A 14,006-nucleotide genomic window follows, 5' to 3' on the forward strand; every position below is an offset into this window, starting at 1 on the left:
CCGGCTGGGCCCCCCCCCCCCCCCGGCCCCCCGCCGCGGGCGGCCCCGCTCCCCCCCCCCCCCCCCCCCGGGGCCCCCCCCCCGCGCGGGCCCCCGCCCCGGCGGAGCGATGAGTCGCTCAGGCGTCGGCCGAGTCCTCGGTCAGGTTCTTCACCAGGTTCGGGTCGACCGGAACGCCCGGGCCCATCGTGGTGGTGAGAATGACCTTGCGGAGGTACTTGCCCTTGGCCGCGGACGGCTTGGCCCGCAGCACCTCGTCGAGCACCGCGGCGTAGTTGTCCACCAGCTGGCTCTCCGAGAAGGAGGCCTTGCCGATGATCAGGTGCAGGTTGGAGTGCTTGTCCACCCGGAAGGTGATCTTGCCGCCCTTGATGTCCTGCACCGCCTTGGTGACGTCCATGGTCACCGTGCCGGTCTTCGGGTTCGGCATGAGACCGCGCGGGCCCAGGATCCGCGCGATCCGGCCGATCTTGGCCATCTGGTCCGGCGTGGCGATCGCCGCGTCGAAGTCGAGCCAACCACCCTGGATACGGGCGACCAGCTCGTCAGTGCCCACCTCGTCCGCACCCGCCGCGGCGGCCTCCTCGGCCTTCGCGCCGCTGGCGAAGACGATCACGCGGGCGGTCTTACCGGTGCCGTGCGGCAGGTTGACCACACCGCGGACCATCTGGTCCGCCTTGCGGGGGTCGACGCCGAGGCGCATGGCGACCTCGACCGTGGCGTCGAACTTGACGTTGGTGGTCTCCTTGGCCAGCTTCACGGCCTCGGCGGGGGTGTAGAGCTTCGACCGGTCGATGACGTCGGCGGCCTTGCGGTAGCTCTTGCTGCGCTGCATTGCTGATTACTCCTGTGGTCTCTGGCGGGCCGCTCGGCGCGAGCCCTCCCACGATCGGGTCGTCGGCGGAGGCCGACGTCAGTCGTTGACGGTGATGCCCATCGACCGGGCGGTGCCGGCGATGATCTTCTCGGCCTGGTCCAGGTCGTTGGCGTTGAGGTCGGCCATCTTCTTCTCGGCGATCTCACGCAGCTGGGCGCGGCTGACCGAGCCGACCTTGGTCGCCTGCGGAACGCCCGAGCCCTTCTGCACACCGGCGGCCTTGATCAGCAGCCGGGCGGCGGGCGGGGTCTTCAGAACAAAGGTGAAGGACCGGTCCTCGTACACGCTGATCTCGGCGGGGACGATGTCGCCCCGCTGGGACTCGGTCTGCGCGTTGTAGGACTTGCAGAACTCCATGATGTTCACGCCGTGCTGACCGAGCGCGGGGCCGACCGGCGGCGCCGGCGTGGCCTGGCCCGCCGGCAGCTGAAGCGTGAACGTCTTGACGAGCTTCTTCTTCGGAGGCATGTCACTTCCTGGGGCTTGGAGCTTGGGAAAATGCGGCCGTCGCCGCCGCGGCGGGGCGCGCACGGTCAGCGCGATGCGACAGCGGCGACGTTCAAGAGTAGCGCACGCCGCAGCCCGCTCGTCCGCCGAGGTCGAGCGGGAGGGCGTACGCCGACGTCGGCGGCGGGCTGGGCCCGCCGCCGACGACCATCAGATCTTGGCGACCTGGTTGAAGTTGAGCTCCACCGGGGTCTCCCGGCCGAAGATCGACACCAGCACCTTGAGCTTCTGCTGGTCGGCGTTGATCTCACTGATCGTGGCCGGCAGCGAGGCGAACGCGCCGTCGGTGACGGTGACCGAGTCGCCGACCTCGAAGTCGAGGACCTTGATCTCCGGCTTCGCCTTCTTCTGCTCGGTCTCGACGGCCGGCGCCAGCCACTTCAGCACCTCGTCGAGCGACAGCGGCGCGGGCCGGTCGGCCCGGTCGGTCGCGCCGACGAAGCCGGTCACGCCCGGGGTGTTGCGGACACACGAGTACGACTCGGCGGTCAGCTCCATCCGGACCAGGATGTAACCGGGGAAGACCTTGGCCTGGACCTGCGAACGCTTTCCGTTCTTGACCTCGACCTCTTCCCGGGTCGGCACCTCGACCTGGTAGATGAAGTCCTCCATGTCGAGGCTCGTGATCCGGGTCTCGAGGTTGGTCTTCACCTTGTTCTCGTAACCGGCGTACGAGTGCACCACGTACCAGTCGCCCGGCGCGTAACGCAGCTTCTGCCGCAGCTCGGCGACCGGGTCGTAGTCCTCGTCCGGCGCGGGCTCGGTGGTGGGGAACTCCGGCTCGCTGGCGGCCTCAACCGACTCGTCACCAGCCGCCGTCGCGACCGTGGACTGCTCGTCCACTTCTCCGGCGGTCTCGTCGTACTCAGGCACGCTCGCTCACTTCCGTCACTATCGGCTGGAGACAGCCGGTCAGTCCGAGTTGCCGAAGACGAACAACACGGCCTTGGCGAAGCCGTAGTCCAGCACGCCCACGATCGTCAGCATCACCGCGACGAACGTGACCACCACGGCGGTGTACGTCAGCAACTCCTTGCGGGTCGGCCAGATGACCTTACGCAGTTCGGCTACGACCTCGCGGAAGAACCGGGCGATGCGGCCGAACACGCCCACCCGACCGGTCTCCGACCTCGTGGTCGGCCGGCTGTCGGCCGATTCCGCCCGGGCGCGGGCCCGCGTCGCGGTGCCGCCCCGGGAGACCGGCTCGTCCGCGTCGTTGGCGTCGTCGTCGGCTACGTCGTCGACGATCTCATCGTCGAGACGATCGTCGCCGGCGTCCTCGCCGCGCCGCTTGTTGTCGGCCACTTCGCCCTCCGTCGCGGAATCTCGGGTCGCACGCCGGGCGGCGTACGCGGCGCTGGTCACGCCGGCCGGACCCAACCGTCCCGCGACGGGCCGCGGCCGGTGGTTCGACCGGGAGCCCCGATTGCCTCGGAGCCACCCCGCCGATGCCACCACCACGGGCCGGACGCCGCCTTGTCGGCGGCGCGACCCACGGGAACGGTCAGGCCTGAGGCGCAGGGGTGACAGGACTTGAACCTGCAGCCTGCGGTTTTGGAGACCGCTGCTCTGCCAATTGAGCTACACCCCTGTGCGGCAACACTCGCCCCACGCGGTCACAGACGACCGAGCAGGGGTCACTTGCCCCACGGCGGACCAGTGTACGGGTAGGCGCCCGACTTTCCCAACCGGTCTCCCCGCCACGCGTGGCGAAGCCGATCCAGCGCGCCGCGCGGCATCGGTTCAGCGAGCCGGGCCGCCTTGGTTTCGCGTGCGTCCGGCCTCGTTCAGCGCGCCGTGCGGATGACCGCGCGCGCCTGCGACAGCACCTTGTCGCCCAGGCAGGTCGCGGTCACGTCGAGCCGGGTGAGGCCGTCCTCGGTCACCTCGCGGACCCGCGCGGTCACCTCGATCTCGGTCCCCTGGTCGTCGTCGGGGACCACCACCGGCCGGGTGAACCGGACGCCGTACTCGACCACCGCGTCGGGCGCGCCGGCCCACTCGGTGACCGCCCGGCCGACCAGCGCCATCGTGAACATGCCGTGCGCGATGACCCCGGGCAGTCCCACCTTCGTGGCAACCCGGTCGCTCCAGTGGATCGGGTTGAAGTCGCCCGAGGCGCCGGCGTAGCGGATCAGGTCCGCCCGGGTCACCCGGAACGTCTTGGTTGGCAGTTCCATCTCAGGCCTCTCCACGGATGACGTACCGGGCCCAGACGGCGACCACCTGCTCCCCGGCGACGGTGCTCACGTCCGTGCGGGTGGTGAGGAGGCCGTGCCCGCCCCGGTTGCTGACCTCTTCGATGGTGTTGACGCAGACCAGCTCGTCGCCCGCGACCACCGGCCGGTCGTACGCGAACCGCTGGTCGCCGTGGACCAGCCGGCTGTAGTCGACGCCCAGGTCCGGGTCCTCGATGATCTGACGGGTCGCGGCCATGGTGACGATCACCGGGAAGGTCGGCGGGGCGACCACGTCCGGGTGGCCCAGGGCCTGCGCCGCGGCCGGGTCGTGGTGAGCCGCGTCCGTGGCGCCGATGGCCGTGGCGAACTCACGGATCTTTTCTCGGCCCACCTGGTAGGGGGCGGTCGGCGGGTACGTGCGGCCGACGAAGGAAGGGTCCAGGGACATGCCGCGAACCTACACGGAAAGCACAACCGCCGATCTGGTCGGCAGGCTGCGGCGACGCCGCGCCCGACCGGTCAGATCGGCGGTTGGAAAGGCTTCGACGACGGCCGGTGCGTGCCGGCCGGCGGTCAGCGGGTCTCGCGGTGAACCGTGTGCCGGCCGTCGCGCGGGCAGAACTTCTTCATCTCGATGCGATCGGGGTCGTTCCGGCGGTTCTTGCGCGTGATGTAGTTGCGCTCCTTGCACTCCACACACGCCAAAGTGATCTTCGGCCGGACATCGGTAGCCTTCGCCACGGCGGAGTGCCTTCCTCGCTAACGGAAACAACTACGACGCGTCAGCCTAGACGCTGACTGCGCGGACATGCAAAGTGGGCGCCAGTGGCGCCCATCTCAACGACCACCGGGAACCAGCCCGGAAGACGAGAGTAGCGGTGGCCGGACTTGAACCGGCGACACAGCGATTATGAGCCGCTTGCTCTGCCATCTGAGCTACACCGCCGCGGTGGGTCCAGCTGAACCCTCGAGCCCCCTTACGGAATCGAACCGTAGACCTTCTCCTTACCATGGAGACGCTCTGCCGACTGAGCTAAGGGGGCCTGCGCGATCTCCCCGTGGGGCGCGCAGAAGTAGAATACACGGCACGGGTCGGCAGGTGAAATCGGATCCCCAGCGGCCGGATCTGCCCAGCTCAGGGCACCACGCGCAGGCGTGGAAGCTCTCCTCCGGAGATCGTCTCCGGGTCCACCTGAGCGCCGAACCAGGCGGCCAGTCGCTCGTACGGCAGCGGCCGACTGAACAGGAAGCCCTGACCGATCTCGCACCCGATGTCCTGAAGAAGCTCCAGGGTCAGTTCGCTCTCCACACCCTCGGCGACCACGGCCAGGCCGAACTGCTGGGAGAGCGTCACCACCGCGTTGACGATCGCCAGGTCCCCCGGGTCGGTGGCCATGCCCTGCACGAAGGAGCGGTCCACCTTCACCTCGTGCACCGGCAACCGGCGCAGGTGGGCCAGCGAGGAGTCACCGGTGCCGAAGTCGTCCACCGACAGCCGGACGCCGAGGTCGCGGAGCCGACGCAGCGTCGGGATGGGCCGGTCCGTGCCGTCCAGCACCCCCGACTCGGTGATCTCCAGGGTGAGGCGTTGCGCCGGCACCCCGTACTCGGTCAGCAGCTCCTGCACCCGGTCCGGGAAGTGCTGGTCGGTGAGCGTGCGGGCGGCGAGGTTCACGGCGATGGGCAGAGGCTGGTCGGCCTCGGCCCAGTCCCGGCTGCGCCGCAGCCCCTCGCGGAGCACCACCTCGGTGAGCCGACTCAACTGGCCGGTGTGCGCGGCCACCGCCACGAAGTCCTCAGGAGCGACGGTGCCGTGCGTCGGATGCTCCCAGCGGGCCAGACACTCGACTCCGACCAGACGCCGGTCCCGCAAGGTCACCTTCGGCTGGAAGTAGACCTCCAGCTCGCCCTGGTCCAACGCCTGGCGCAGGTCGCCGGCGAGACCCAGCCGGCGCAACGACCGGGACTCCAGGCCCGGGTTGAACAACTGCACGCTGCCCGGCACCGATTTGGCGGCGTTCGCCGCCAGGTCGACCCGGAGCAGCAGGGTCGCGGCATCGCTGCCATGATCCGGGTGTACGGCCACACCCACGGCGGTGTTCACGTCGAGGGTGAGCGCGTCGAAGACCATCTCGTCACGGATCTGGTCGCGCAGCTGTTCGGCCAGTTCGAGTGCCGCCTCGGCGCTCTCCAACCGGAGGGTCACCAGGAACTCGTCGCCGCCCGCACGACCGACCAGAGCCGACGACGGAGCGCTCGCCCGCAGCCGGTTGGCGACCTCGACGAGCACCTTGTCCCCGGCAGCGTGGCCGAGGGACTCGTTGACCTGCTGCAACCCGTCGACGTCGAACAGCAGCAACGCCACCACCTCGTCGGGCGCGCCGATCTTGACCGACTCGTCCAGGGCGGCGGTGATGCGCCGTCGGTTGGGCAGCCGCGTCAGGGTGTCGTGGTACGCGTCGTGCCGCAGGCGGTCGACAAGTCGCGAATTCTCCAGCGCCACCGCCGCGTGCGCCGCCACCGTCTCGAAGATGGGGATGTCGCCGGGGGCGAAGTGCCCGATGTCGCTGAGCCGATTCGCCACCTCCAGGGTGCCGATCACGGCCTGGCCGGAGCGCAGCGGCACCACGATCACGTCTTTGATCTCGCTGGCGCTGATCTCGTGCCGGAGCGCCCCCTCGTCACCCAGCAGGCGCCCCATCGACAGGGTCTTCGCCAGGTCCCGCGCACGTTCGCGGAGGATCGACGGGGTCGGGGCGACGTCGAGCAGACCCGGCGTGTCGACCCGGGCCGTCAACAGCACCTCCGGATGCCGCCCCTGGGCGGGGAGCCAGAGCGTCGCGGACTCCGCCTGCATGAGAGCACGGACCCGGTCGAGCAGGACGTCGGCGAGCGCCCCGTCGGCGCCGCTCGTGGTGATCAACCGGGCCAGGTCGTACATCCCGGTCAGGGTGCGGTGCTGCCGGAAGAACTGGGCGTACGACCGGTAGACCAGGGCGAGCGCGGCGAACAGGGCCGCCAACAGCAGCGCCGACCACCAGGTCTTGCGCAACGCGATCAGCACGAGCAGACCGACGGAGGCGTTGATCGAGGTGGTGAGGAACACCGACGGGGTCGTCCGCAGCGCCTCCCGACCAGCCTGCCAGCCCTGGAGGAGGACGTGTACGCCGACCACCGAGACGAGACTGAACAGGGTGATGGCGTTGACCGCGAGGAAGAGACTGATCCACGTCCCGGGACCCACGTCGTGCAGCGGGGGCAGCCGCAGCAGGAGCAGGCCGGCCAGCGACGTGGCCGCCGCGGCCCGCGCGACGTTGAACCAGAACTTGGCGGGAGGGAAGCGCTGTCTGGCGCTGTAGACCAACGAGGCGAGCGTGTAGATCAGGACGACCGTCAACGGCGGCAGGAAGAACAGCGCCACCACGAGTGGGATCTCCGTGAGCGTCACGCCCACGGACTGCCGCCGGACGACGAAATTCAGCACCGGGATGCTGATCCCGGCCATCGCCAGGAAGATCAGGAATGCGAGCGCCCAGTTCCCGTAGGGACGGTCCGAGACGATGCTGATCGCGGTGCACGCGAGGATGGCGAACAGCACCATGGGGCCGGTGATGAGCCAAGCACGGTCCGTGGACTTACGCCGTTGGTCACGCTCGGCCATACCGCTCCCTCTGAAAGACGCCGCCCACTGGGGCTGCCCTCATGGGCTACGCCCGAGTCACCGTGCGGCCACACCCCACAGGACATCGCCCAGGCCGGCGCCCCAGATGACGTCGGACATCTGGACGTAGCTCCCACTCACGAGGGCGTCGGCGCCGATCAGTCCACCGAGGACAGCGGCGAGCACGAGGAGTGAGCCGAGTGACCGGCCCAGCCTTCGACCAGACATGTTGGCTCCTGTCGGGGAAGTGTCACAGGGATGGTGGAGGTTCCACGATCGTGCCACACGCAAGGTACGCAGGAAAGCGGTGATGTCCGTACCCGTCCGAGCGTTGGCGAGGTCGCGACCTTCGGCCTAGTGCGCCTCCACAAGCCGGGCCAGATCAGGGCCCCTTCCTGCGACATCAGCGCTTCACCCAGCGCTTGATGCGACCTACAGCACAATTCACCCAAGGGGTCGAAGGGGGGTCGCTGTCCAATCCCGTCCGGTCGCTCTCCGTGACGAATCCGATGGCCTGGAGGCGCACCGACGCGGCCCAGACATCGACCACCATACCTTCTTCCCGCAAAGACACAAGGAGGCTGGCGCGACCGATTCGCCCTCCTTCCGCCTCTGGTAGTAGTACCGCCCTTCGCCCGGGCGGCGAAGGTGCGGGATGAGCGCCGACGGCCAGCCGCTGCACCCCGGGACCGAGCACCGTCCTGGCCGGGTTCGCCTACTGAGGCGGAGGCGACGGCATGTCTGCCGGGCAGTCCTTGGCGTCGCAGGACCCCTTCGATGGCGGTATCGATCTGCTGCATTGTCGTACCGATCGCTTGGTGCAGATGCGACGGCCTCCTCTCGGCTCTGCCGACGACGGCAGCGCCGCTCCTCGACGTAGCGCGGCGCGACCCGTGCCACCAGCGACCCCCATCGCGAATCGAATGCGGTGGTCCCCAGTGCAGGTCCGTCGGTACTGTCCGGGCTCACCAGGAATCCGAGTGGCGAGGTCGACATGAACAGCGATGACGGTACGACGGTGCTGTGGCGCCCAACCGGGCCGCAGGAGCTGGATCTCGTCCGCGAGTCCGGATGGCGGACGTGGCCACCACGTCTGGCGGATCAGCCGATCTTCTATCCGGTCCTCAACGAGGACTACGCGGTCATGATCGCCCGGGACTGGAACGTCCCCGCGTCCGGCGTCGGCTACGTGACCCGCTTCCGCGTCGAGACGGAGTTCCTGAGCCGGTACCCGGTGCGCCAAGTCGGGGGGAAGACCATCCTGGAGCTGTGGGTGCCGGCTGAGGAGTTGGACGACTTCAACGCCCACATCGTCGGACTGATCGAGGTCGTGCACGAGTTCCGGTAGCCCTACCTCAACGACAACGGCCCCTGATCAGCATCTCTGCTGGTCAGGGGCCGTGTCTGCACCTGGTGGCGGGTAGAGGATTCGAACCTCTGTAGCTTTCGCGACGGATTTACAGGGCGTCAGCGATCTTGACCAGGCCACCCCCACTGACCTGCGGCATCCCGCTCAAGAGAGGGGACTGAAGTCGAGAGCGCCCACCATCTGCCCACGCCCCACGCCCCACGGCCAGGTCTAACGTTACACATCTAACCTTCGCCGTTTTTTTAAAAGCCGGCAGTCCCTTGGCCAGCGCGTCGACGACGGTCCGGATCCAAGTCGGCCCGACTTGGCCACGGGATTTTTTTAGGTTGGCGAGCTCTCCCTGCGCACCTGGCTCGAAGACCACCACCCCGGCTGCAAGAAGCGCGGCAACGGCAGTCATAGCCAGTTGAGACCGCGACGGCGCCTCAGCGAAGCCGGCAGACGCCGCTGTCCATGCGGCACCCCCAGTCAGGAGCGCCCTCACGCCCTTCCACACCCGTGGTCGATCGATTGGCACGAAGCGAGTGTGGCAGGCAGGTTCAACATCAGCGGAGAGCCTCGCCGATCTTGTCCGTTCATGGTGTCTCCCCCGTCGATGCAGTTGGCGCAGACGCGGAGCAGGACGGCGACGCCGTGGCCCAGGCGCCGGGCGACCTCGGTCGGCGGGACGCCGGCATTCAGCCACCGCGAGGCCGCCGCATGCCGCAGGTCGTACGGCCGGCACACGAGCCGCGGATAAGCCAGCGACAGCGGGGGCGCGCTGCCGGATCATGTAGCAATGCTCGGTCAGGCTGCCCTCGCTCGCCTCCAGGACGCCGCTGTCTTCTGGAGCGTCGGTTCTGGCACCGCAGCCCAGGTGATCGAAGCAGCCTGCGACTGCCTCATCTCGGGCATAGACAGCCCGACTCTCCAGATCCTCGCCGGCATCTCGCCGGTGAAGGGCGAGGAGAATGACGAGCTGCGGCGTTGGCTCGAAGGCGCACTGTCGGAACTCTCTCTGGTGTACTACGCCGAGGAAAGCCGAGAGAGTGAGGAGGAAGCCCTCCGAATCATGGCCCGGCGACTGCTCGCACAGACCATCGCGCCTCGTGATCTCACCTCTTGGGCATACCGATTCATCTCCTACGACGGCACTCCCCTGGCAGCCGAACTGATCGCATTGGACAACGCCTACGACGTCGTAGAGGCCGTCCACGACTGGCAGCCGCCGTACACCAGCACCGAGACCAGGGATATCGACGTGGACGTCGTCGGCGAAGCTCGGCGCCTTCTCGGTGACGCGGCGACCGCCCAGAAGGACTGAAGCACGGGCGCTCATCCGAGCGCGTCGCCGATCTTGTCGTTCATGGTGTCGTCGCCGCCGTCGATGCAGTTGGCGTAGACGCGGAGCAGGACGGCCACGCCGTGGCCCCGGCGTCGGGCGACCTCGGTCGGCGGGACACCGGCATTCAGCCAGAGCGAGGCCGCCGCGTGCCGCAGGTCGTAGGGCCGGCGGACGAGCGGCGAGGCAACCTGCGATTCGGTCAACGCCTGCTCGCGAGCGAGCTTCCACCATCGGTCGTAGACCGACTCGGAGAGCGGCCCACCGTGCAGGCCCCGGAAGAACCGACCGTCCGGGCCCACCCCGTGATTCTCGACGTGCGCGCACAGCAGCTCGACGAGCCGAGGCGGGATCGGGACCGTCCGAGTCTCGGCTCTCCCCCGGTGCTTGAGTCCCCGCCGCTCGTGGGAGCCGCCGTCATCGGTCCAGTGCGACCCGGCGCGCGGCGAGGTACCGGCGAGCACCAGGCGACCCCAGCGATATTCGATCTTCTCGTGCTCGCAGGACCGGGATGGCTTGACCGCCGCCAGGTCGTCGAAGTCGGCCCCGCAGTCGGCGCACCGGCCGGCAAGGTCGCAGTCCTCTCGCCGTAGGTCCGCGGCTTCCGAGGGACGCATCCCCGCGTAGTAGAGACAGCCGAAGAAGGCCGTGACCTTGTCGGCGCGTTTGCCGAGAGATTTCACCGCCTCCAGCAGCGTGGCGACCTGGGCCGGGTTCGCCACCACCCGCCGGTCGATGGACTGCGCGACCTCGGGAGCGGTCCACTGGACCCGGTCGACCGGGTTGGAGGCGATCAGCTCCAGCTCGACGGCATACCCGAGGACGTTGTAGAAGGTGGCCCGCTTCCGCTGGACGGTGGAGGCAGCCGCGGGCTTGCCGTCGAGGCGTACACACAGGCTGTCGAGGACCCGGCGGACCATCGCGGGCGAGTCCAGCTCGACGACCGGGAGGGACGCGGTTTCCAGCCAGGCGAGCGCCGCCGCGTGGTCGGCGGGGATCTCGTCGGACCAGCGGCGGGGGTTGAGGCCGTAGAGGTACAGCGCCTCACGGAGCACGAGGTCAGTCGGTCGGCCCCGCTTCGCCGGGCGGGTCAGTGTCACCGTGATCGAGGTCAGCGCTTCGACGATCGAGCGTCGGGTCTTGGCCGCCGCCCGGGGCCACTTCATCTCGACGTACGCGCGGCTGTGCGCGTACCAGGTGGTGGGGTTCTTGGTTCTGGCCTCGGAGACCGGGCGGCCGGTGGCCGGGTCGAAGGGCTCCCCCGCGTTGGCCGCCTGGACCAGCTCGGCGCGGAACGAGTGCGCCAGGGCCTTGGTACGGAACATGTCCTCGAAGCGTTGGCCGCTCACCGCCCAACGAACCCGCCACGGCCGAGCCTTCCGGTCGGCGCGCTTGGCGATCTCCCAGATCTGAACTTCGTAGCTCTTCATGCGGCGTCCTGCTCCAGGTCGCCGAGCCACCGACCGAGCGCCGACCGGCGGACCCGGAGCTGCCCGTTCGGGAGCTTGATCACCCGCGGTCCCTTGCCGGTCTGCCGCCAGTAGAACCAGGTCGAGCGCGGTACGCGCAGCTCGGCGAGCACTTCCGGCACGGTCAACAACTCCTCGTTCACTGCGTTTCCTCCCCGTCGTGCTGTGCGCTGTGCTGAGTTGCCGAAAGATCTGAGGGCCCCTGCGCGGCCCGGTCCTTGGCGGCGAGCAGTTCGGAGCGCCAGCGGGCGCGTTCGCTGATCGACCGCATGAGCCGGTGGGTCATCGGGCCGACGTCCGGGTCATCGGGCCGGGCCAACTCCCAGGCGTGCCGGACCCGTTCGGTGGTGGCGCCCTGGTCGTCGACGAGCTGCGTGCCGTCGGTGGTGACGCCGAGCAGCGCCCGCACCCAGGCCCGCGCGTCGTGCTTGTGGTCGGCGAGGGTCTTGCCGGACCAGTCGCGGGAGATGAGGATGCGCCGACCGCCGATGCCGAGGGTGTCGCGCTGGTGGACCTTGCCCTTGCAGCGGCCGGGCTTGAGCTTGGCGTGCGCCTTCTTGGGTTGAACCCCGTAGAGCAGCCAGTTGGCGCACCGCTCGGTGCAGGGGGTGAGTTGGAGTTGCTGCCAGAGCCGGTCGAGGTGCTTGCGTTGCCGGTCGGTGGTGGCCTTGTGGCAGTCGCCGGTGTGCTTGGTGATGTATTTCGTGACGTACCGGATGGTCCGTTCGGCGTCCTCGGTGCCGGGCATGACGCCGCGGGCGTCGACCTGGGCGCCGAAGCGGACGACGTGCACAGGATCGGCGTCCGGGTCGTCGTCGATGGCGTCGAGGGCTTCCGTCCAGGTGGTCAGCGGCTCCCGGGTGCCCGGGTCGACCCACGCCGCCGCCTGCTCGTCCCAGCTCGGCAGCCGGTCGAGGGTGTAGCGCTGGACGTCGACCGAGGGCCACCACACCTGGTGATAGGTGGCCGCCGCCACGGTGCGCAGCACGTCCCGAGGGATGGTGCCCCGGATGGCGAAGTGAGCGTGCGGGGCGAGACGGCGTTGCGGCTCGACGCAGCCGGCGTACTGGACGTTCCAGCCCTCGCACCGTCGGAGGTTCTGCCAGAACCGGTCGAGGAGCCGGGGGAAGTGCACGGCGTCCCAGGCGGCGCGGCGGTAGTCGTACCTGGCCGGGTTGACGGGGGTGCCGTCGGGACGGACCGGGCCGTACGAGTCGAGGGTTAGCGTGAGCCACATCGACGGTTGGTAGGTGGAGCCGTCCGGGGCGGTGTAGGTCTTACCGACGGTGCGCCGTTCGACCTTGCGCCGGGGCAGTTCGGGGGCATCCTGGCGTCGCTTGGTGGAGCGCTTGCGCCGTGGGCCGGGCTCGTCGTCCTGGTCCTCGTCGTCGCTGGCGTGCGGTGGTCCGACGCGCCCGCGTAGGCCCTCGGCGGCGATGGCTGCCTCTACCTCGCGGATTGCCTCGTCGAGGTCGGTCACTTGGTCCCACTGGGCCGCCCTCACCGCCTCGTCGCGGGAGAACTCCAGGTGTGCGCGGAACAGGATCAGTGACTTCTGTGCCTCGGTCGCGGGTTCCGGGCCGGGTAGGGGTTCGTCGTCGCGGTGCCAGCCCTCGCGGATCTGGGCCTGCCGCAGTCGGCGGTTCTTCTTGGCGCACGGCGGGCACTTGTCCTCGCGGGTCGCGCCGCAGGGCAGGTCGATGACTTCGGTCAGGCCAGTGTCGAGGTCGATGCGGCGCATGGCGAGCGGGCGGACGCAGACGCCGTACTCGATGGCGATGTCCTTCAGGACGTCGATCGAGCGGGGTAACGCCATGCGGGCCGCCCGCGACCCCGCCCGAGGAGCAGCCGGGGTCGCTGTGGGTTCGAGGCCGGGCAGGGTTGGTGCCGTCATCGGATGATCCCGACGACCTGCGGACGATTGGACGGGACGACAACGGCCGGAGGTAGCACCGGGACTGATGCCGGCGGCATCACCGGAGCCGGCGGCGCGGGTTCGACCGGCTGCGGCTCGTCGTACAAATCGGCCTGCGGCTGATCGGGCTCGGGTATCGGCGCGGCGGTCGGTGCACTGGACAGGACAACCTTCACCAGGGCGAGGAAGGCCAGCGACGGCACGGCCGCGACGATCCAGCCCCAGACGGAGGGTTCGGCTTCGGCGACCTGGGCGGCGAGGGAGAGCAGCGCGAACGCGATCAGGAGCACGCCGACCAGGCCGACGGGTCGACCATCACGGCGACGGGCGCGGATCTCCAGGCCGAGGTAGATGGCCATCAGCTCGACGGCTACGGCGTTGGCCCAGCCGATCCAGTCGGGTTGGCCGTGGGCGACGGTCAGGTCGTGGACGTGGGTGAAGGCGGCGGCGCCGGCCATGGCGCCGATGGCGAGCAGGATCAGCACGCGAATGCCCGACTCGGCTCGGTGGCGGATCACTCGAAGTCGCCTTCCGGGATGCGAACGGTGACGGTGATGCGGATGCGCTGCCCGTCGAGGTCACTGCGGCGGCGGACCATGTGCGCCAGGCCGTGCAGGGCAGCGGCGAGTCGATCCGGGGAGCCGTTGAGGTCGATGTGCAGGGGCTTGAGGCGATGGGTGCCGAGGAAGAAGCTCTTGAGGGACATC

At 69.2% G+C, this 14,006-nt stretch carries 16 protein-coding genes, 3 tRNA genes and 1 pseudogene; 2 read left to right on the plus strand and 18 right to left on the minus strand.

Features of this window, described 5'->3' with window-relative positions:
* Window positions 1-118 precede the first annotated feature (118 nt).
* The 12 genes from rplA to ABZ272_RS30090 form a co-directional block, all read right to left on the minus strand.
* Window positions 119-835 carry a 50S ribosomal protein L1 gene (gene rplA, locus ABZ272_RS30035; RefSeq protein WP_355053306.1) on the minus strand — a complete coding sequence of 239 codons (717 nt, stop codon included), beginning with the start codon at window positions 833-835 and terminating at the stop codon, window positions 119-121.
* A gap of 78 nt (window positions 836-913) precedes the next feature.
* Window positions 914-1,345, minus strand: coding sequence for a 50S ribosomal protein L11 (gene rplK / locus ABZ272_RS30040; protein ID WP_355053307.1), 432 nt, complete (start codon window positions 1,343-1,345; stop codon window positions 914-916).
* Window positions 1,346-1,534: 189 nt separating this feature from the next.
* Window positions 1,535-2,257: a transcription termination/antitermination protein NusG gene (gene nusG, locus ABZ272_RS30045; RefSeq protein ID WP_355053308.1), complete on the minus strand. Its 723-nt coding sequence runs from the start codon at window positions 2,255-2,257 to the stop codon at window positions 1,535-1,537.
* 39 nt (window positions 2,258-2,296) lie between these two features.
* Window positions 2,297-2,689: a preprotein translocase subunit SecE gene (secE, locus tag ABZ272_RS30050; protein ID WP_355053309.1), complete on the minus strand. Its 393-nt coding sequence runs from the start codon at window positions 2,687-2,689 to the stop codon at window positions 2,297-2,299.
* 213 nt (window positions 2,690-2,902) lie between these two features.
* Window positions 2,903-2,975 (minus strand) — tRNA-Trp (locus ABZ272_RS30055).
* 196 nt (window positions 2,976-3,171) lie between these two features.
* Window positions 3,172-3,564, minus strand: coding sequence for a MaoC family dehydratase (locus tag ABZ272_RS30060; protein ID WP_355053310.1), 393 nt, complete (start codon window positions 3,562-3,564; stop codon window positions 3,172-3,174).
* 1 nt (window position 3,565) lies between these two features.
* Complete coding sequence (locus ABZ272_RS30065; protein ID WP_355053311.1) at window positions 3,566-4,012, minus strand: MaoC family dehydratase N-terminal domain-containing protein; 447 nt, start codon at window positions 4,010-4,012, stop codon at window positions 3,566-3,568.
* A gap of 125 nt (window positions 4,013-4,137) precedes the next feature.
* Window positions 4,138-4,305, minus strand: coding sequence for a 50S ribosomal protein L33 (gene rpmG, locus ABZ272_RS30070; protein WP_341717669.1), 168 nt, complete (start codon window positions 4,303-4,305; stop codon window positions 4,138-4,140).
* 132 nt (window positions 4,306-4,437) lie between these two features.
* Window positions 4,438-4,510: transfer RNA gene (locus ABZ272_RS30075), tRNA-Met, on the minus strand.
* 24 nt (window positions 4,511-4,534) lie between these two features.
* Window positions 4,535-4,607, minus strand: a tRNA-Thr gene (locus ABZ272_RS30080).
* Between the two features lie 92 nt (window positions 4,608-4,699).
* Complete coding sequence (locus ABZ272_RS30085; RefSeq protein ID WP_355053312.1) at window positions 4,700-7,225, minus strand: bifunctional diguanylate cyclase/phosphodiesterase; 2,526 nt, start codon at window positions 7,223-7,225, stop codon at window positions 4,700-4,702.
* Between the two features lie 57 nt (window positions 7,226-7,282).
* On the minus strand, window positions 7,283-7,453 hold the full coding sequence (locus ABZ272_RS30090; RefSeq protein ID WP_355053313.1) for a hypothetical protein: 171 nt from the start codon (window positions 7,451-7,453) through the stop codon (window positions 7,283-7,285).
* 766 nt (window positions 7,454-8,219) lie between these two features.
* Between ABZ272_RS30090 and ABZ272_RS30095 the strand changes: the two genes are divergently transcribed.
* The gene (locus ABZ272_RS30095; protein WP_355053314.1) at window positions 8,220-8,573 is read left to right on the plus strand and encodes a hypothetical protein; all 354 of its coding nucleotides are present in this window, start codon (window positions 8,220-8,222) and stop codon (window positions 8,571-8,573) included.
* Window positions 8,574-9,074: 501 nt separating this feature from the next.
* On the opposite strand, the pseudogene ABZ272_RS30100 reads toward ABZ272_RS30095, so the two are convergent.
* Window positions 9,075-9,323, minus strand: a pseudogene (locus tag ABZ272_RS30100) (hypothetical protein); the annotation flags it as partial.
* A 49-nt stretch (window positions 9,324-9,372) separates the two neighbouring features.
* Here ABZ272_RS30100 and ABZ272_RS30105 point away from each other — a divergent pair.
* Window positions 9,373-9,897, plus strand: coding sequence for a hypothetical protein (locus ABZ272_RS30105; RefSeq protein WP_355053315.1), 525 nt, complete (start codon window positions 9,373-9,375; stop codon window positions 9,895-9,897).
* An 11-nt stretch (window positions 9,898-9,908) separates the two neighbouring features.
* Here ABZ272_RS30105 and ABZ272_RS30110 read toward each other — a convergent pair whose 3' ends face one another.
* From ABZ272_RS30110 to ABZ272_RS30130, 5 genes are read right to left on the minus strand one after another with little or no spacing between them, the layout of a single operon-like run.
* Window positions 9,909-11,345, minus strand: a complete 1,437-nt coding sequence (locus tag ABZ272_RS30110) for a tyrosine-type recombinase/integrase (protein ID WP_355053316.1) — start codon at window positions 11,343-11,345, stop codon at window positions 9,909-9,911.
* Window positions 11,342-11,527, minus strand: a complete 186-nt coding sequence (locus tag ABZ272_RS30115) for a helix-turn-helix domain-containing protein (protein WP_030329852.1) — start codon at window positions 11,525-11,527, stop codon at window positions 11,342-11,344. The genes ABZ272_RS30110 and ABZ272_RS30115 overlap by 4 nt, the downstream gene beginning before the upstream one ends.
* A complete protein-coding gene (locus ABZ272_RS30120; protein WP_355053317.1) occupies window positions 11,524-13,278 on the minus strand; it encodes a replication initiator in 1,755 nt (584 codons plus the stop codon). Before ABZ272_RS30120 ends, ABZ272_RS30115 begins: the two co-directional genes overlap by 4 nt.
* Window positions 13,275-13,817 (minus strand): DUF2637 domain-containing protein, encoded by a 543-nt coding sequence (locus ABZ272_RS30125; RefSeq protein WP_355053318.1) that lies wholly within the window; start codon window positions 13,815-13,817, stop codon window positions 13,275-13,277. The genes ABZ272_RS30120 and ABZ272_RS30125 overlap by 4 nt, the downstream gene beginning before the upstream one ends.
* Window positions 13,814-14,005, minus strand: coding sequence for a hypothetical protein (locus ABZ272_RS30130; protein WP_355053319.1), 192 nt, complete (start codon window positions 14,003-14,005; stop codon window positions 13,814-13,816). Before ABZ272_RS30130 ends, ABZ272_RS30125 begins: the two co-directional genes overlap by 4 nt.
* Window position 14,006: the final 1 nt, after the last annotated feature.

The organism is Micromonospora sp. NPDC005979, from assembly GCF_040614415.1.
GTDB lineage: Bacteria > Actinomycetota > Actinomycetes > Mycobacteriales > Micromonosporaceae > Micromonospora.